This is a genomic window from Amycolatopsis mediterranei (assembly GCF_026017845.1).
Taxonomy (GTDB): domain Bacteria; phylum Actinomycetota; class Actinomycetes; order Mycobacteriales; family Pseudonocardiaceae; genus Amycolatopsis; species Amycolatopsis mediterranei.
In genome coordinates this window covers 6,173,844-6,190,951 of record NZ_CP100416.1, presented here as the reverse complement: position 1 = coordinate 6,190,951, position 17,108 = coordinate 6,173,844, and the positions used below count along the sequence as shown (strand labels likewise).

At 72.5% G+C, this 17,108-nt stretch carries 17 protein-coding genes; 16 read left to right on the top strand and 1 reads right to left on the bottom strand.

Going from position 1 to position 17,108, the window contains the following annotated elements:
• Nucleotides 1-64: 64 nt before the first annotated feature.
• The 10 genes from thrS (at nucleotide 65) to ISP_RS27665 (ending at nucleotide 7,559) form a co-directional block, all read left to right on the top strand.
• Nucleotides 65-2,092 carry a threonine--tRNA ligase gene (gene thrS / locus ISP_RS27710; RefSeq protein WP_013227149.1) on the top strand — a complete coding sequence of 676 codons (2,028 nt, stop codon included), beginning with the start codon at nucleotides 65-67 and terminating at the stop codon, nucleotides 2,090-2,092.
• Nucleotides 2,089-2,631 carry an HIT family protein gene (locus ISP_RS27705; protein ID WP_013227148.1) on the top strand — a complete coding sequence of 181 codons (543 nt, stop codon included), beginning with the start codon at nucleotides 2,089-2,091 and terminating at the stop codon, nucleotides 2,629-2,631. The genes thrS and ISP_RS27705 overlap by 4 nt, the downstream gene beginning before the upstream one ends.
• An 86-nt stretch (nucleotides 2,632-2,717) precedes the next feature.
• The gene (locus ISP_RS27700) at nucleotides 2,718-3,239 is read left to right on the top strand and encodes a MarR family winged helix-turn-helix transcriptional regulator (protein ID WP_013227147.1); all 522 of its coding nucleotides are present in this window, start codon (nucleotides 2,718-2,720) and stop codon (nucleotides 3,237-3,239) included.
• Between the two features lie 88 nt (nucleotides 3,240-3,327).
• The gene (gene pgsA, locus ISP_RS27695; protein WP_013227146.1) at nucleotides 3,328-3,954 is read left to right on the top strand and encodes a phosphatidylinositol phosphate synthase; all 627 of its coding nucleotides are present in this window, start codon (nucleotides 3,328-3,330) and stop codon (nucleotides 3,952-3,954) included.
• Nucleotides 3,951-4,868, top strand: a complete 918-nt coding sequence (locus ISP_RS27690) for a phosphatidylinositol mannoside acyltransferase (protein ID WP_013227145.1) — start codon at nucleotides 3,951-3,953, stop codon at nucleotides 4,866-4,868. Before pgsA ends, ISP_RS27690 begins: the two co-directional genes overlap by 4 nt.
• 18 nt (nucleotides 4,869-4,886) lie before the next feature.
• Nucleotides 4,887-6,032, top strand: a complete 1,146-nt coding sequence (locus ISP_RS27685) for a glycosyltransferase family 4 protein (protein WP_013227144.1) — start codon at nucleotides 4,887-4,889, stop codon at nucleotides 6,030-6,032.
• Nucleotides 6,029-6,511, top strand: coding sequence for a hypothetical protein (locus ISP_RS27680; RefSeq protein WP_013227143.1), 483 nt, complete (start codon nucleotides 6,029-6,031; stop codon nucleotides 6,509-6,511). The genes ISP_RS27685 and ISP_RS27680 overlap by 4 nt, the downstream gene beginning before the upstream one ends.
• Before the next feature lies 1 nt (nucleotide 6,512).
• Nucleotides 6,513-6,776, top strand: a complete 264-nt coding sequence (locus tag ISP_RS27675; protein ID WP_013227142.1) for a hypothetical protein — start codon at nucleotides 6,513-6,515, stop codon at nucleotides 6,774-6,776.
• Nucleotides 6,773-7,030 carry a hypothetical protein gene (locus tag ISP_RS27670; protein ID WP_037374625.1) on the top strand — a complete coding sequence of 86 codons (258 nt, stop codon included), beginning with the start codon at nucleotides 6,773-6,775 and terminating at the stop codon, nucleotides 7,028-7,030. Before ISP_RS27675 ends, ISP_RS27670 begins: the two co-directional genes overlap by 4 nt.
• 19 nt (nucleotides 7,031-7,049) lie before the next feature.
• Nucleotides 7,050-7,559 carry an XdhC family protein gene (locus tag ISP_RS27665; protein WP_013227140.1) on the top strand — a complete coding sequence of 170 codons (510 nt, stop codon included), beginning with the start codon at nucleotides 7,050-7,052 and terminating at the stop codon, nucleotides 7,557-7,559.
• 128 nt (nucleotides 7,560-7,687) lie between these two features.
• On the opposite strand, the gene ISP_RS27660 is transcribed toward ISP_RS27665, so the two are convergent.
• A complete protein-coding gene (locus ISP_RS27660) occupies nucleotides 7,688-9,796 on the bottom strand; it encodes an elongation factor G-like protein EF-G2 (protein ID WP_013227139.1) in 2,109 nt (702 codons plus the stop codon).
• A 137-nt stretch (nucleotides 9,797-9,933) separates the two neighbouring features.
• Here ISP_RS27660 and ISP_RS27655 point away from each other — a divergent pair, with 137 nt between their 5' ends.
• From ISP_RS27655 to ISP_RS27630, 6 genes are all read left to right on the top strand, one after another.
• Nucleotides 9,934-11,376: an FAD-binding oxidoreductase gene (locus ISP_RS27655; RefSeq protein WP_013227138.1), complete on the top strand. Its 1,443-nt coding sequence runs from the start codon at nucleotides 9,934-9,936 to the stop codon at nucleotides 11,374-11,376.
• A gap of 32 nt (nucleotides 11,377-11,408) precedes the next feature.
• Nucleotides 11,409-12,392: an ArsR/SmtB family transcription factor gene (locus ISP_RS27650; protein WP_013227137.1), complete on the top strand. Its 984-nt coding sequence runs from the start codon at nucleotides 11,409-11,411 to the stop codon at nucleotides 12,390-12,392.
• A gap of 88 nt (nucleotides 12,393-12,480) precedes the next feature.
• A complete protein-coding gene (gene pdxS, locus ISP_RS27645; protein ID WP_034284457.1) occupies nucleotides 12,481-13,404 on the top strand; it encodes a pyridoxal 5'-phosphate synthase lyase subunit PdxS in 924 nt (307 codons plus the stop codon).
• 220 nt (nucleotides 13,405-13,624) lie between these two features.
• A complete protein-coding gene (locus ISP_RS27640) occupies nucleotides 13,625-14,389 on the top strand; it encodes a thioesterase II family protein (RefSeq protein WP_013227135.1) in 765 nt (254 codons plus the stop codon).
• Between the two features lie 47 nt (nucleotides 14,390-14,436).
• Nucleotides 14,437-14,721 (top strand): acyl carrier protein, encoded by a 285-nt coding sequence (locus tag ISP_RS27635; RefSeq protein WP_230468373.1) that lies wholly within the window; start codon nucleotides 14,437-14,439, stop codon nucleotides 14,719-14,721.
• A 9-nt stretch (nucleotides 14,722-14,730) separates the two neighbouring features.
• Nucleotides 14,731-16,998, top strand: a complete 2,268-nt coding sequence (locus ISP_RS27630) for an amino acid adenylation domain-containing protein (RefSeq protein ID WP_013227133.1) — start codon at nucleotides 14,731-14,733, stop codon at nucleotides 16,996-16,998.
• Nucleotides 16,999-17,108: the final 110 nt, after the last annotated feature.

Sequence of the window (17,108 nt, the reverse complement as noted above, 5' to 3'; positions counted from 1 at the left end):
GCGCGAGTGCAGCCGACTAGCATCGACGGCGTCATCTCTGTCACTCCAGCTTGAGGAGCCGATCGTGTCCCAGTCGCCCCCCGTTTCCCCCGTGGCCGCCTCCCGTGTGGTGGTACCGGCGGGTACTACGGCGGGCGCGGCGGTCCGCGAAGCCGGTCTGCCGACCAAGGGCGAGGACACGGTCGTCGTGGTCCGCGACGCCGAGGGCAAGCTGCGCGACCTCGCCTGGGTGCCCGAAGCCGACGCCGAGGTCGAGCCGGTCGCCGCGAACACCGAAGACGGCCGCAGCGTCATCCGCCACTCGGCGGCACACGTGCTCGCCCAAGCCGTCCAGCAGCAGTTCCCGGACGCCAAGCTGGGCATCGGTCCGCCGGTCAAGGACGGTTTCTACTACGACTTCGCGGTCGACAAGCCGTTCACCCCCGAGGACCTGCAGGCGCTCGAAAAGCGCATGAAGCAGATCGTGAAGGGCGCCCAGCAGTTCTCGCGGCGCGTTTTCGACTCCGTCGACGAGGCCAGGAAAGAACTCGCCGACGAGCCGTTCAAGCTCGAACTCGTGGACCTCAAGTCCGAAGTGGACACCTCCGAGGTGATGGAGGTCGGCGAGGGTGAACTCACCATCTACGACAATCTCGACCCGCGCACCAAGGAACGTGTCTGGAGTGACCTCTGCCGTGGTCCGCACGTGCCGACCACGAAGTTCATCCCGGCGTTCAAGCTGACCCGCGTCGCCGCCGCGTACTGGCGGGGCAGCGAAAAGAACCCGCAGCTGCAGCGGATCTACGGCACCGCGTGGGAGTCGGCCGAGGCGCAGGACGCCTACCTCGAGCGCATCGCCGAGGCCGAGCGCCGCGACCACCGCAAGCTCGGCGCCGAGCTGGACCTGTTCTCCTTCCCCGAGGAGATCGGCTCCGGCCTGCCGGTGTTCCACCCGAAGGGCGGCATCATCCGCCGCGAGCTGGAGAACTACTCGCGCCGCCGCCACGAAGAGGCCGGCTACGAGTTCGTGAACACCCCGCACATCAGCAAGGGGGAGCTGTTCCACACCTCCGGCCACCTGCCCTACTACGCCGACACGATGTTCCCGCCGGTGCAGTTCGACGAGGAGAACTACTACCTCAAGGCGATGAACTGCCCGATGCACAACCTGATCTTCCGCTCGCGCGGGCGGTCCTACCGCGAGCTGCCGCTGCGGCTGTTCGAGTTCGGCACGGTGTACCGCTACGAGAAGTCCGGCGTGGTGCACGGCCTCACCCGCGTGCGCGGCCTGACGATGGACGACTCGCACATCTACTGCACCAAGGAGCAGATGCCGGGCGAGCTGCGGTCGCTGCTCAAGTTCGTCCTCGACCTGCTCGCCGACTACGGCCTCTCCGACTTCTACCTCGAGCTGTCGACCCGCGGTGACTCCGACAAGTTCATCGGCGAGGACTGGGAGTGGGAGGAGGCCACCGAGACGCTGCGGCAGGCCGCCGTCGACTCCGGCCTCGAGCTGGTCCCGGACCCGGGCGGCGCGGCCTTCTACGGCCCGAAGATCTCGGTGCAGGCCAAGGACGCGATCGGCCGCACCTGGCAGATGTCGACCATCCAGCTGGACTTCAACCAGAACAAGCGGTTCGGGCTCGAGTACACCGCGCCGGACGGCTCGCGCCAGACGCCGGTGATGATCCACCGCGCGCTGTTCGGGTCGATCGAACGCTTCTTCGGCGTGCTCACCGAGCACTACGCGGGTGCCTTCCCGGCGTGGCTGTCGCCGGTGCAGGTGGTCGGCATCCCGATCACCGCCGACCAGGTCGAGTACCTGCAGGACGTCGAGAAGGCGTTGCGCGCCAAGGGGCTCCGCGCCGAGGTCGACGCCAGCGACGACCGGATGCAGAAGAAGATCCGCACGCACACCACGCAGAAGGTGCCCTTCATGCTGCTGGCCGGCGCGAAGGACGTCGAGGCGGGCGCGGTGTCGTTCCGCTTCCGCGACGGCGGCCAGATCAACGGCGTGCCGGTGGAAAAGGCGGTCGAGGCGATCGCGGAGTGGGTCGAGCGCCGCGAAAACGCGTCGCCGTCGGCCGAGGCGCTGGAGACGATCGTTCGGTGAGTAAGGGTCCCGAACTCGTCGAGCAGCAGGGCGTCGGGGTCCAGGACGCGTTCCAGCGCCTCTGGACCCCGCACCGGATGGCCTACATCAAGGGCCAGGACAAGCCGGACGGCGAGGAGGACACCGGCTGCCCGTTCTGCCGGATCCCTTCGCTGGACGACAAAACGGGCCTGATCGTCGCCCGCGGCGACCTCGTGTTCGCGGTGCTGAACCTCTACCCGTACAACCCGGGGCACCTGATGGTGGTGCCGTACCGGCACGTCGCGGACTACACCGAGCTGACGGTCGAGGAGACGCGCGAGGTCGCCGAGTTCACCCAGCACGCGATGAAGGTGATCCGCGCGGTGTCCGGCGCGCACGGCTTCAACATCGGGCTGAACCAGGGGCACATCGCGGGCGCGGGGATCGCCGCGCACCTGCACCAGCACCTGGTGCCGCGGTGGGGCGGGGACGCCAACTTCATGCCGATCATCGGCCAGACGAAGGTGCTCCCGCAGCTGCTGGGGGAGACGAGGGACCTGCTCGCCGGCGCCTGGTGACCCCCGCGCCGCACTCGTCCGGACCACCGCTGCTCCGACCGGCGAAAACTCCTGATTGAGTGTTCAACCGAGAGTATGATGGGGTTATGTCCGGAACCCGATGGCTCAGCGACGGCGAACAGCGCGTCTGGCGTGAGTTCAACGCGGCCACCCGCATGCTCAGCGCGCACCTCGAAGCTCAGCTGCAGCACGACTCGGGCATGCCGCACACGTACTACGAAGTCCTCGTCGCCCTCTCCGAGGCGCCCGGCCGCCGGCTGCGGATGAGCGAGCTCGCCGACGCCCGGCAGGCGTCCCGCAGCCGCCTTTCGCACGCCGTCGCGCGGCTGGAGGCGAACGGCTGGGTCCGGCGCGAGGCGTGCCCGACCGACAAGCGCGGCGCCTGGGCGGTGCTGACCGACGCCGGTTTCGCCGCGCTCGAAGCGGCCGCGCCCGGGCACGTCGAAGCGGTCCGCGAAAGCCTGTTCGACCCGCTGACGCCGGAGCAGGTCACGGCGCTCGGCGAGATCAGCGCGGCCATCCGCCGTCAGTTGACGCCGAAGTGCGCTGCCGCCGCGGCTGCCGAAGCGGCGAAGGAGCACGAGGGCGAGCTCACGAAATCGGGCTGACCCGGGGCGGCGCGTCGGGGCCGCGCACGTGGGTCGATAGGCTGCCATCGCCCACCCGACCCTCGTAGCCAGGTGCCTCGACGAACCGATGCTCAATATCTTTGCGCGTGCCTCCGTCTCCCGCGTCACCGATCCGATCGGCCAGGCGCTGGTCCGCGCCGGGCTGACCCCGAACGCCATGACCGTGTTCGGCACCGCCGGCGCGGTGGTCTGCGCGCTGCTCTTCTTCCCGAACGACCACCTCCTGTGGGGCACCTTCACGGTGTGGGGCTTCGCCATGCTCGACATCCTCGACGGCGCCATGGCCCGAGCCCGCGGTTATGGCACCCCGTTCGGCGCGGTGCTCGACGCCACCTGCGACAGGCTGGTGGACGGCGCGCTGTTCGCCGCCATCGCCTGGTGGTGCTTCGTCGTCGACGACAACCACCCGGCCGCCGCCGCGGCGCTGTTGTGCCTGGTCCTTGCCCAGGTCATCTCTTATGTCAAAGCCCGCGCCGACGCCTCCGGCCTGCCGGTCGACGGCGGGCTCGTCGAGCGCGCCGAGCGGCTGATCATCGCGCTGGTCGGCACCGGCCTGCACGGCTTCGGCATCCCGTACACCGTGGACGTGACGCTCTGGCTGCTCGCCGCCGGATCGGTCGTCACGCTGCTGCAGCGCTTCGCGGCCGTGGCGAAGGCGGCCCGCGAGGCCGCCGCCGGGGAGCAGCGGGCATGAGCAGCGTGACCGAGCGGCTGAGCGCGTTCGGCTACGCGGCGGGCTGGAAGCTGGCCGGCTGGCTGCCCGCCGGGTTCGGCGGCACGGTCTTCTCGCTCGGCGCCGACCTCGCCGTCCGCCGGGACGGCGGGGGCGTGCGGCAGCTGCGCGCGAACCTCGCCCGGGTGGTGCCCCAGGCCGACCCGGTCGAGCTCGACGAGCTGACGCGGCGCGCGATGCGCTCGTACGCGCGGTACTGGCACGAGACGTTCCGGTTGCCGTCGATGGACCACAAGGAGGTCAGCGCCAAGGTCGCGGCCTCGATCACCGGCGTGGAGAACCTCGACGCGGCGCTGGCCGAGGGCAACGGCGCGGTGATGGCGCTGCCGCACAGCGGCAACTGGGACGTCGCCGGCGTGTGGCTGGCCGACTACCTGGGTGGCTTCACGACCGTGGCGGAACGGCTGAAGCCCGAGTCGCTCTACCGCCGGTTCGTCGAGTACCGGGAGTCCCTCGGCTTCGAGATCGTGCCGCTGACCGGCGACAGCTCGGCGATGCGCGTGTTGCTCAAACGCCTGCGCGAGAACAAGGCCGTCTGCCTGGTGGGCGACCGCGACCTCACCACCAGCGGCATCCCGGTGAAGTTCTTCGGCGAGCCGGCCCGGCTGCCCGGCGGCCCGGCGCGGCTGGCGGCGACGACCGGCGCGGCACTGATCCCGGCCGGCTGCTGGTTCACCGAGGACGGCTGGCAGATCCGGCTGCACCCGCGCATCCGGGTCACCGCGCGGGCCGAGGTCCCGGCCGCGACCCAGGCGCTGGCCGACATCTTCGCCGGCGACATCGCCGCGCACCCGGCCGACTGGCACATGATGCAGAAGTTCTGGCCCGCCGATCTCGAGGCCGCCGAGCGGGTCAGCCTCGAAGAAGCGAGCTGAGCGGTGGGACCGCGGCCGATGCGGGTCGGGATCGTGTGCCCCTACTCCTTCGACGTGCCCGGCGGGGTCCAGGGGCACGTGATCGACCTGACGAAGGCGCTGCTCGCCCGCGGGCACCGGGTCTCGGTGCTGGCGCCGGCGGACGAGGACGCCGACCTGCCGGAGTTCGTCCACCCGGCGGGCAAGGCGCTCGGGATCCCGTACAACGGCTCGGTGGCGCGGCTGCAGTTCGGCCCGGTGTCCTACGCGCGGGTGCGGCGCTGGATCCGCGACGGCGACTTCGACGTCCTGCACCTGCACGAACCCGCCGCGCCGAGCCTGTCCCTGCTGGCGCTGCTCATCGCGGACGGCCCGATCGTGGCGACGTTCCACACCGCGACGACCCGCTCGCGCACGCTGTCGGCGTTCCAGCCCGTGCTGCGGCCGCTGCTGGAGAAGATCACCGCGCGGATCGCGGTGTCCGCGCTGGCCCGCCGGGTCCAGGTCGAGCACGCGGGCGGCGACGCGGTGGAGATCCCCAACGGCGTCGACGTCGAGTTCTTCTCCTCGGCGATGCCGCTGCCGGGCTACCCGCGGGCCGGCGGCACGGTCGGGTTCGTCGGCCGGTTCGGGGAGCCGCGCAAGGGCATGGGCGTGCTGCTGGAGGCGCTGCGGCGGATCCTGCCGGAATTCGAGGACCTGCGGCTGGTCGTGGTCGGCCGGGGCGACGAAGACCAGCTGCGCCGTGACGCCGGGCCGGAGCTGGCCCCGCACCTGGAGCTGCTGGGCCAGGCCGACGACCACGTGAAGGCCCGGGCGCTGCGCAGCGTCGACGTCTACTGCGCGCCCAACACCGGCGGCGAGAGCTTCGGGATGATCCTCACCGAGGCGATGGCGGCGGGGACCCCGGTGCTGGCCAGCGGGCTCGACTCGTTCCGGCGGGTGCTCGACGACGGCCGCGCCGGCCAGCTCGTCGAGACCGGTGACCCGGCCGCGCTCGCGGACGGGCTGCGCGAGCTGCTCGGCGACCCGGCGCGCCGGGCGTCGCTGGCCGCGGCGGCGGGGGAGCGCGTCACGATGTACGACTGGTCGGTGGTGGCCACGCAGGTGCTGCGCGTCTACGAGACGGCCGTCGCCGCCGACCCCCGGCGGGTCGCGGCGCCGGAGCGGGAGCCCGCCCGGTGAGCGTGCTCGGCTGGCTGCTCCCGGTGCTGGCGGCGATCGTCGTGCTGGTCGGGCTCTTCCTGGTGGCGACGGCGAACCGGCTCGACCGCCTGCACATCCGCACGGACGCCGGCTGGGCCGCGCTGGAGGCGGCGCTGGCCCGGCGCGCGGTGGTGGCGCGCGCGGTGGCGGTGGTGCTGGGCGACACGGGCTTGCGGACGTCGGCCGAACGCGCCGAAGCGGCGCCGCGGGCCGAGCGCGAAGCCGCGGAGAACGAGCTGACGCTGCAGCTGGGCCGCGTCGACCGGGCGGGCCTGCCGGCCGAGCTGGCCGAGGAGCTGACCGACGCCGAGCACCGGGTGGTGATCGCCCGCCGCGTCCACAACGACGCCGTCCGCGACACGCTGCGCCTGCGTCGGCGGCGGAAGGTGCGGTACTTCCGCCTCGCGGGCACCGCGCCGCTGCCGGAGTACTTCGAGTTCGCGGAGCCGGAGGTCTGACGTGTGGTGGGTGATCGTCGAGGAGCAGCGCGGCGGTGACGCGCGTGCTTGGAACGTCACGAAGACGAAGCCGGTGGGCGCGGACCGCGAGCACGTCGGCGAGGTCGCTCGGCGGCTGGCGTTCTCGCACGAGCCGGTGCACCCGCCGGCGGTGAAGGAGCGGAAGGTGCTGCGGCTCGCCGACGGGTATCTGGTGATCGGAACCGGCCCTATGGCCAAGTGCCACTTCCGCGTGACACTTGGCCATAGGGTGGTGACGCCGTGAGCTGGTGGGTGGTCGTCGAGGAGCAGCGCGGCATGGGTGACGGCCGGACCTGGTCGCTGTCGGAGACGTTCCCGCAGCCCGACCGGGAGACCGCCGAGGCCGAGGCGCTGCGGCTCGCGCGGGAGTACCAGCCCGCCTACCCGTGGTCGCCGAAGTCGCGGAAGGTGCTGCGGGGGCCGGGCGGGTACCTGGTGATCGTCGAGGGCCGGACCTCGACGTTCCACTTCCGGCTGAGCGTGCTCGAAGAGCTCTGAGGCTGCCAGACTGAGGGGCATGAGCGAGACCTGCGACGTCGCCCACGGCACGGCTCCGGCCGACCCGGGGCTGCGGACCCTGGTGGCGGTGTTCGCGTCGCCGGTGTCCCGGTACCTGCTGAAGTTCGCGAAGGACCTCGGGTACCACGTGGCGCTGTTCGAGCCCGACGCCCCGCGCGGCACGGACGTGCCCGAGGGGTTCGAGGCGGAGACGACGCTGCCGCCGCTCGACGCGTCCGCGGACGTGGTCGTCACCGACCACCACCGGCCCGAGCTGGGGCTGGTGCTGAAGGCCGCGCTCGAGGGCCGGCCGCGGTGGGTGGGCGTGCTCGGCAACCCGCGTCACCCGGGCCCGCACGTCGCGGCGCTGCGCGGCTTGGGCGTGCCCGAGGACGACATCGCCCGCGTGCACCGCCCGGTCGGGCTCAACATCGGCTCCCGCACCCCGCCGGAGATCGCCCTGGCCACGCTGGCCGGCCTCCTGGCCGACCGCAACAACCGCCCGGGCGGCTTCGACTTCACCACGTAGGCCCGCCGGACCGGACGACTCGCGTACCCAGCCGGACGACACGGCGGCCGGCTCGGCTTTCCGCCGTGTCGTCCATCCACGTACGCGTGTCGTCCGGCCAGGTACGCGTGTCGTCCGTTGCGGACGGGCTAGTGGACCGCCATTCCCTCCGGCATGGGCTCGAACCTCGCGTGGCGGCGGGTGAAGGTCGCCGTGCCCGAGGTCATCGAGCGCAGGTCGATCAGGTAGCGGATCAGCTCCGTCGCCGGGACCTCCGCCCGGATCACCGTCCGGCCGCCTTCGCCCGCTTCGGTGCCCAGCACCCGGCCACGCCGGGACGACAGGTCGCCGAGCACCGTGCCCAGGTGCTCGTCCGGCAGCCGGATCGCCACCTCCTCGAGCGGCTCCAGCATCGTGATGTGCCCGTTCGCCGCGGCTTCGCGCAGGGCCAGCGCACCCGCCGTCTGGAACGCCGCGTCCGACGAATCCACGCTGTGCGCCTTGCCGTCGACCAGCGTCACCTTGACGTCGACCACCGGGTGGCCGTCCGCCAGCCCGCGCTGCAGCTGGGCGCGCACGCCCTTCTCGACGCTCGGGATGAACTGGTGCGGCACCGAGCCGCCGACGACCTTGTCGACGAACTGGAAGCCGCCGCCGCGCGGCAGCGGCTCGACCTCGATGTCGCAGACGGCGAACTGGCCGTGTCCGCCGGACTGCTTGACGTGCCGCCCGTGGCCCTTGGCCGGCTTGGCGAACGTCGAGCGCAGGCTGATCTTCACCGGCTCGGTGTCGACGTCGGCGCCGCCCGCGCGCAGCCGCGAGAGCACGACGTCGGCGTGGGCCTCGCCCATGCACCACAGCACCAGCTGGCCGGTCTCGGCGTTGCGGTCCAGCCGCAGTGTCGGGTCGCCGGCGACGAGGCGGGAAAGGTTGCGGGCCAGGGTGTCCTCGTCGCTGCGCGTCTTCGCGACGACCGCCACCGGCAGCAGCGGTTCCGGCATCGCCCACGGCTCCATGAGCAGCGGGTCGTCGGGGGAGGAGACGGTGTCGCCGGTCTCCGCCGAGCCGACCTTCGTCAGCGCGCAGAGGTCGCCCGCGACGCAGTAGGGCACTTCCCGCAGGGCCGAGCCGAGCGGCGAATACAGGTGCGCGACGCGCTCGTCGGCGTCGTGGTCCTCGTGGCCGCGTTCGGCGAGGCCGTGCCCGGACACGTGCACCGGGCGTTCGGGGCGCAGCGTTCCGGAGAACACCCGGACGAGTGACACCCGGCCGACGTAGGAGTCCACGGCCGTCCGGACGACCTCCGCGGCGAGGGGGCCCGCGGGGTCGGCGGTGATCGCGGCGTGCTCGCCGCCGTCCGGCGTCGTGACGGTGGGGGGCCGGTGCTCCAGCGGGGAGGGGAACGCGCGGACGATGCCGTCGAGCACCTCGGCCAGGCCGACGCCGCTGGTCGCGCACACCGGGATGACGGGGTGGAAGGACCCGCGGGCGACCGCGGTCTCCAGGTCGGCGATGAGGGTGGCCTCCGCGATCTCCTCGCCGGCGAGGTAGCGGTCCATCAGGGACTCGTCCTCGCTCTCGGCGATGATCCCTTCGATCAGCTCGTTGCGGGCCTCGGCCATCCGTTCCAGGTCGGCCGGGTCGGGCTCGCCGGTCTTCGGCGGGTGCCCGCCGGAGTAGTCGAAGTACCGCTGGGTGATCAGCCCGACCAGGCCGTCGCCCGCCGGGAGGTACAGCGGCAGCACCCCGGCGCCGAACGCGGCCTGGCAGGCGGCGATCTCGGACATCGTGTCGGCCCGGTGGTGGTCGAGCCGGGAGACGACGACCGCGCGCGGCATCCCGACCGCGGCGCACTCCTCCCACACCGCGACCGTCGCCGCGTCGACGCCTTCGGAGGCGCTGACGACGAACAGGGCCGCGTCGGCCGCCCGCAGCCCGGCCCGCAGCTCCCCGACGAAGTCCGCGTACCCGGGTGTGTCGATCAGGTTGATCTTGTGGCCCTGGTACAGCACGGGCGCGACCGAGAGGCCGACCGAGCGCTGCTGGCGGACCGCCGCCGGGTCGTGGTCGCACACCGTCGTCCCGTCGACCACCGAGCCCGCCCGCGGCACCGTGCCGGAAGCGGCGAGCAGGGCTTCGGCGAGGGTGGTCTTCCCGGAACCGGCCGGGCCGACGAGCACGACGTTGCGGACCTTGGCGGGGTCGTCCACAGCGACGGCGGCCCCGGTGTCGGCGTTCTTGGCTTGTTTGTCTGCCATGACGACTCCTCGGCGAACGGCTGGTGTACGGGATGTGTCCTCGATCACACACCCGCTACCCTGGTCACGGCAAGGCAAGGCCCCCGGGACCAGCCGAATGCCCCCCCGGGGGAGGCGCGGCGCGGGGGAGTGGTGGCGTGGACAGGCGGGCTTTCTTGCGGATTTCCGGGGCGGTGCTGGCGGCGAGCCTGGCGGGGTGGCCCCCGCCGGACGACTGGCAGCGGCTGCGCGAACGCCTTTCGGGGCCGTTGTTCCGGCCCGGTGACCCGGGTTACCCGGAGGCCAAGCAGGGCTTCTTCACGATGTACGACGACCGGGTGCCGGTCGCGGTCGTCGGCGCGGCGCGCGTCGAGGACGTCCAGGCCGCGATCGGGTTCGCCGCCCGGCACCGGCTGCCGGTCGCCGCCCGCAGCGGCGGGCACAGCTATCCCGGATATTCCACTGTGGACGGCGGCATCGTGGTGGACCTCAGCCGGTTCTCGGGCATCGACGTGCGCCCGGACGGCCGTGCGGCGATCGGCGCCGGCGCCCGGCTGGGACCGATCGCGGCCACCCTGGCCGCCCACGGCCGGGTCCTGCCGGCCGGCTCGTGCGAGACCGTCGGCATCGCCGGGCTCACCCTCGGTGGCGGCGTCGGTCTGGTCGACCGGAAGCACGGGTTGACGTGCGATCACCTGGAGGCGGCGCGGATCGTCACCGCCGACGGCCGGGTGCGCACGGTGTCGCGGGCGGCGGAACCGGACCTGTTCTGGGCGCTGCGCGGCGGGGGCGGCGGCAACTTCGGGATCGTCACCGGCTTCACCTTCCGGACCGTGCCCAGCGCGGACGTCGCCACCTTCAAGCTCACCTTCCCGCCGGGCACGCAGGCCGCGCTGCTGGCCGCCTGGCAGGAGTGGCTGCCGGGGACGCCGGACGAGCTGTGGTCGGGGGTGAACATCGACGCGGGGACCGCCATCACCAACGGGACGTTCCTCGGCCGCGAAGCGCGGCTGAAGGAGCTGCTCGACGACCTCGTCCGCCGCGTCGGCACGCCGCCGGCCGAACGGGAAGCGCGGGTCACCGACCACCTCGCCGCCATGCGGTCGTTCGACGACCACGAGGGCCGGCCCGGCGCGGTCGCGGCGCGGGCGGCGTACGTCGGCACTTCGCGCATGCTGCTGCGGCCCGTCACCGACCCGGCCGCGGTCGTCGAGGTGCTGACCCGGGCGCCGCGCGTCGGCACGCTCATCGACTCCGCCGGCGGCGCGATCGCCCGCGTCGGCGCCCGCGAGACGGCCTTCCCCCACCGGTCCGCCCTGGCGAGCTTCCAGTTCCTGCACGGCGCCACGCCCGAGGACGGCGGCGAAGCCGAAGCCCGGCGCGCGCTGGGCGCGGTGCGCGACGGGCTGGGGCCCGAGTTCGGCGCGACCGGGTACGTCAACTACCTCGACCCGGAGATGCCGGACTGGGCCCGGGCGTACTACGGGGTGAATCTGGCGCGGTTGCGCGCGGTCGCCCGGAAGTATGATCCGGACGGGCTTTTCGCGTTCCCGCAAGGGCTTTCCGGGCCCCGCCCGATCGTCCACAAGGGAGGGTCTTAGACTGCGCCGGATTCCGCCGGCAGGAGGCAGCAGTGCTCGATCTGGCATTCTCCACAGAGGACCTGGCGCACACCCGGTTCGCCTTCTCCCCGGCCTGGGAGATCGTGGCGAGCGTCCGCGTCCTGAACCAGCCCGGGCAGCACGCCCTGCACCTGCCGTGGATCAAGCGCGCCACCGCGGCGCTGGCCGAAGCCGGCCTCGACATCGGGTTCCTGCGCGACCTCGTCCCGCTGCGGCACCTGCCCGGCTTTCTGGCCGGGACGCCGTCGACACCGCTGCCCGAACTGGCCGACGAGCTCGCCGACCTGCGGGACGTGCCCGCCCGCCTGGTCCGGCGCGAGCTCGACGCGATGGCCGGCCCGCGCTCGCCCGCGCTGGCGCGCCTCCACCGCGAGCCCGAGGCGGGTCTGGAGCGGCTCGCGACGCTGATGGAGCGGTACTGGCACCTCGTGCTGGCCTCCGACTGGCCGCGGATCCGCGCGCTGCTCGAAGCCGACGTGCTGTACCGGTCGCGGCTGCTGGCCCAGGGCGGGGCCGCCGAGCTGTTCAACGACCTCACCCCGCTGGTCCGCTGGCAGGGCGGCACGCTCACGGTCGCGCACCGGCACCTGCACGCCGCCGTCCCGCTCGACGGGCGCGGCCTCGTGCTGGTGCCCTCGGCGTTCGTCTGGCCGCGGGTGTTCTCCAAGACCGACGCGCGCTGGCAGCCGGTGCTGCGCTACCCGCCGCGCGGGATCGCCACGCTGTGGGAGACCGGCACGGCCACCGCGCCCGGCGCGCTGGCCGCCGTGGTGGGCCGCGGCCGCGCGCTGCTGCTGACCGAACTGGCCGCGCCGGCGTCCACTGCGGAACTGGCCCGCCGAACCGGGCTGAGCGCCGGGGCGGTGTCACAGCACCTCGGCGTGCTCAAGGCTGCGGCCCTGGTCAACCGGCATCGTGCGGGACGTCACGTGCTCTACGTGCGCACTTCGCTCGCGGAATCCCTGGTCGCGGGCGCCGGCGAAGTGGACTGCTGAGATACCCGCGTACTGGCCTGCTTCAAGGGTCCACCGCCGACTTACGCTCGGACTCGTCCACCCCTGAACCGTGTCGAAAGGCCTCGTCGTGTCCGAGCAGCAGCCCACCCCCTCCACCGGTACCGTCCAGTCCGTCACCGGCACCGCCAAGGTGAAGCGCGGCATGGCCGAGATGCTCAAGGGCGGCGTGATCATGGACGTGGTCACCGCCGAGCAGGCGAAGATCGCCGAAGACGCCGGCGCGGTCGCGGTGATGGCGCTGGAGCGCGTGCCCGCCGACATCCGCGCCCAGGGCGGCGTCGCCCGGATGAGCGACCCCGACCTGATCGACGGCATCATCGAGACCGTCTCGATCCCGGTGATGGCGAAGGCCCGCATCGGCCACTTCGTCGAGGCGCAGGTCCTGCAGTCCCTCGGCGTGGACTACGTCGACGAGTCCGAGGTCCTCACCCCGGCCGACTACGCCAACCACATCGACAAGTGGGCCTTCACCGTCCCCTTCGTCTGCGGCGCGACCAACCTCGGCGAGGCGCTGCGGCGGATCACCGAGGGCGCGGCGATGATCCGCTCGAAGGGCGAGGCCGGCACCGGCGACGTCTCCAACGCCACCACCCACATGCGGCAGATCCGGCAGGAGATCCGGCGGCTGACCTCGCTGCCGGAGGACGAGTTGTTCGTCGCGGCCAAGGAACTGCAGGCGCCGTACGAGCTGGTGCGCGAGGTGGCACAGGCCGGGAAGCTGCCGGTGGTGCTGTTCACCGCGGGCGGCATCGCGACCCCGGCCGACGCGGCGATGATGATGCAGCTCGGCGCCGAGGGCGTGTTCGTCGGCTCGGGCATCTTCAAGTCCGGCAACCCGGCCCAGCGCGCCGAGGCGATCGTCAAGGCGACGACGTTCTACGACGACCCGGACGTCCTCGCCAAGGTCTCCCGCGGCCTGGGCGAGGCGATGGTCGGCATCAACGTCGAGGAGCTGCCGGAGCCGCACCGCCTCGCCGAGCGCGGCTGGTAACACACACCGATCGGTGGAGGCCCCGTGGCGGTTCGCCACGGGGCCTTTCCCTGGGTGACTCCGGCGATCGTGGAACACGACGGGCCGGTCCGCCCGGCCTGGACGACTCGCGCCGAGGACTTGGCACGCTCAGAGTCGCGACCGGCACCGTTTCAACGCGAGACTCCTGGCTGCGGCAGCCGCGGACATCCCCGGCCGTCAGGGAAAGGGGGCCCAGCCGATGAAGAGCGCGGTGGAGGAGAAGTGGGTACGTCGCTTCCGCGACGACGACGGGTGCGACACGAAACTGGTTTGCTTTCCCCACGCCGGTGCCGTGGCGGGTGCGTATCGCACCTGGCCGGCGGGACTGCCGTCGGACGTCGGCGTCCTGGCCATCCGGTACCCCGGCCGGGAGGATCGGTTCGACGACCCGTTCCCGCCCGGGCTGGAAGCCCTTGCGGATGACATCGCCGACGCGCTCGGCGAGCTGGCGCGGCACCGGATCGTGCTGTTCGGCCACTGTTTCGGGGCCACCGTGGCGCACGAGGTGGCGTTGCGGCTGCAGGACCGGGGGTGTTCGCCGGCCGCCCTGTGCGTGTCCGGGACGCAGCCGCCGCACGCGCTGCCCGGCGGCACGGTGCCCAGCGCGGACGAGGACATCATCGCGCACGTCGTGGGCCTGGACGCGAGCCGCGCCGAAGCCTTCGAACACCCGGGCATGCGAGAAGCCGTGCTCCCGGCGGTCCGTGGTGATTACCGGTTGGTGGCCGGCTATTCCGGTGGCTCGCGGCCGCCGCTGGCCTGCCCCGTCTACGCCTACGCCGGTGAGGACGACTCCGAAGTGACCCCGGCGGAGATAGCGCGCTGGGCGGACCTGACGAACGGCGCCTTCCGGCTCCGGGTGCTGCCCGGCGGGCACTTCTACCTCAAACCCCAGGAGGCCGCGCTGCTCGCGGACCTCAGTGGCGTACTGGAGACCGTGCGGTCCGGTACGACGACCGCCTGAGCCCGGCCGGGGAACACGCACGAAAACCAACCGGAGAGGTGCAGTTCATGGCAGACGCGGCAAGCGTTCAGCAGGTCGAGGAGCAACCTCGTCTCATCGGTCTCGTCCGTTCGGCTTGGCGGGACACCCTCGGCTACGACACCCCCGACGACGACACGAGTTTCTTCGACGCGGGCGGCGATTCGTTCGTCCTCATCTCCCTCATCGCGAAGATGGCGAAGTCCTCGGGCATCACGATCACGCCCGTCGACGTCCTCCGGGCCCCCACGATCCGGGCCCAGGCGGCCTTGCTCGACCGGATGAGAGACGACGACCGCGGCGAACCCAGGTGAGGCGGGCTGATGGGAACACTTGACGGCCGGGACGAGGACACGGTCGAACTGTGGGCGCAAAGACTGGCGAAGGTGCCGACGGTCCTGGAGGTGCCGTCGGGCCGACGCCGGCCACGGCACGCGCTCGCCCCCGGCCGCCGGCAGCCCATCGAGCTGTCCGCGCGAACCGTGGCGTTGCTCCGCGAGCTGTCGCGCACCGCGAACGTACCGCCGTCCTCCGTTCTCTTCGCCGCGTTCGGTCTCACGCTGGCCAGGCTGACCGGGATGAGCGCCTTGCTGGTCGGTGTCGGCGATCCCGCCGACCCGGTCCCGGTGCGCTTCGACGTCGACGACGATCTGACGCCGGAAGCGTTCACCTGCCGGGTGCGCGAATCGCTGGCGTGGAGCCTGGACCGGGGCGGCTTTCCCCTCGACGAAGTCGTCACGCGGCTGGGCGTCGAGCGGTCCGGGCGAAGTCACCCGCTGGTCCGGGTTTTCGTGGCCCTGCCCGGCACGCCGGAGCTGGACACCGGACCCCGGTTCGACATCGCCGTGCGGCTGGCGGACACCGGCGGGTCGTTCGCCGACTGCGCGGCGGACCTGTGGGAGGAAGACGAGGCGCAGCGGTTCTTCCTGGATTGTTCGGCCGCCGCGGAACAACTCGCCGAGGCACTGGTGGCGCCCGAGACGGGTGGGACGCTGGCGGACATCCGGTGCCTCTCCGCGCGGTCGCGGACGTTCCTCGACGCCCTCAACCACACCGATGATGTCCTCCCCGGCTCGTCGGTGGACCAGCTCTTCCGCGACGCGGTGGACCGGTGGCCGTCCGCGGTGGCCGTGCGCGACGCGGACTCGGTGCTGACGTATGCCGAGCTGGCCGTCGCCGTGGCCGAGCAGGCCCGGCTGCTGCGTGCGGCCGGCGTCGGAGAAGGCGACACCGTGCTGATCGGCGTTCCGCGGTCGGTCGCGGAGGTGGTGGCCGTGTTGGGCACGCTTTGGGTGGGCGCCGCGTACTTCGGGGCCGACCTGGCCCAGCCCGCGTCGCACACCGCGAAGATCTTGGCCAAGGCCCGCCCCGCCGCCGCGATCGCGGACGGCGACGCAGCCGGCCGGCTCGGCGTGCCGCTGGTCGATTCCTGGCACCGGGGCTGGGAGGCCGGTGGCGAGGCGGCACCGCCCGTCCGGCCCGATCCCGGCCGGGTGGCGTATGTCGCCTTCACGTCGGGCTCGACCGGTGCGCCGAAGGGCGTGGCGATACCCCACCGCGGCGTGCTCCGGCTGGTCCACGACGGCAAGCACCTGGCGCTGGGCCCGGGCGAGCGCTCCCTTCGCCTGGCGCCCCTGGCCTTCGACGCGTCCACATTGGAGATCTGGGGCACCCTGTTGACGGGGGCGACGCTGGAGATCTGCCCACCGGACGTGTTGCTACCGAACGAGATCGGCGCTTTCCTCGAGGAGCGCCGGGTCACCGTGGCGTTTCTCACGGCGGGCCTTTTCGGGTTGGTGCACGAATTCGCGAGCCGGTCGTTCGCCGGCTTGCGTCACCTCATGACCGGTGGTGACGTGGTGCCGCACGAGCACGTCAAGCAGGCGCTGGCGGAAAACCCGGGTCTCGTCATCACGAACTGCTACGGTCCCACCGAGAACACGGTCGTCACGACGTCCTGTTCGGTGCGCGAACCCGCGGACGTCGACGGGCCGGTGCCCATCGGTTCGCCGGTCCCGGGAACGCAGGTGTACGTCCTGGACCGCCGCGGGAGACTGCTGATGCCCGGTGCCGTGGGGGAATTGTACACGGCCGGAGCGGGTCTCGCCGCGGGCTACCTGAACGACCGGGCGGAGACGGATCGGGTGTTCGGGTTCTTTTCCCCGGACGTTCCGGCCCGGCTGTACCGCACCGGTGACCTGGTCCGGCTCGACGGGGCCGGCCGACTCCACTTCCTGGGCCGAGCGGACGACCAGGTCAAGATCCGCGGCTTCCGCATCGAGCTGTCCGCGATCGGCGAGGTGCTGCGCGCCCAGGACGGCGTCGAGGAGTCGTTCGTGACGGTCACGGAAGGCGACAGCACCGGCAAGAGGCTCGTCGCCGCCGTCCGGCTCACGCCGGGAACGGCGGTCACACCGGTCGGCCTGCGCGACCGCCTGCGGGACGAACTGCCGTCGTACATGGTCCCCGCTCTCTGGGCGGTCGTGGATCAGTTGCCGATCACGTCGACCGGGAAGATCGATCGACGCCGGCTGGTGGCCCTCGCCCGGCCCGTCGGCTGGTTCGCCAAGCAGGGCCCGCGGGCCGCTTGACCGGCTGCCGGGCCGGGCCGCCGCAGCGGCCCCCGCCCGCCGCCCGGCGCCACCACCCGGGTTGCCCGCCCACCCCGGCCCGACCTCACCCCAGACCACGGCGGCGCCGC

What these genes read in the sequence shown, in the direction of transcription:
- ISP_RS27700 (WP_013227147.1), top strand. Translation starts at nt 2,718, where the DNA reads ATGTCCGGAACCCGATGGCTCAGCGACGGCGAACAGCGCGTCTGGCGT.
- pgsA (WP_013227146.1), top strand. Translation starts at nt 3,328, where the DNA reads ATGCTCAATATCTTTGCGCGTGCCTCCGTCTCCCGCGTCACCGATCCG.
- ISP_RS27690 (WP_013227145.1), top strand. Translation starts at nt 3,951, where the DNA reads ATGAGCAGCGTGACCGAGCGGCTGAGCGCGTTCGGCTACGCGGCGGGC.
- ISP_RS27685 (WP_013227144.1), top strand. Translation starts at nt 4,887, where the DNA reads ATGCGGGTCGGGATCGTGTGCCCCTACTCCTTCGACGTGCCCGGCGGG.
- ISP_RS27665 (WP_013227140.1), top strand. Translation starts at nt 7,050, where the DNA reads ATGAGCGAGACCTGCGACGTCGCCCACGGCACGGCTCCGGCCGACCCG.
- ISP_RS27660 (WP_013227139.1), bottom strand. Translation starts at nt 9,796, where the DNA reads ATGGCAGACAAACAAGCCAAGAACGCCGACACCGGGGCCGCCGTCGCT.
- ISP_RS27640 (WP_013227135.1), top strand. Translation starts at nt 13,625, where the DNA reads ATGAAGAGCGCGGTGGAGGAGAAGTGGGTACGTCGCTTCCGCGACGAC.
- ISP_RS27635 (WP_230468373.1), top strand. Translation starts at nt 14,437, where the DNA reads ATGGCAGACGCGGCAAGCGTTCAGCAGGTCGAGGAGCAACCTCGTCTC.
- ISP_RS27630 (WP_013227133.1), top strand. Translation starts at nt 14,731, where the DNA reads ATGGGAACACTTGACGGCCGGGACGAGGACACGGTCGAACTGTGGGCG.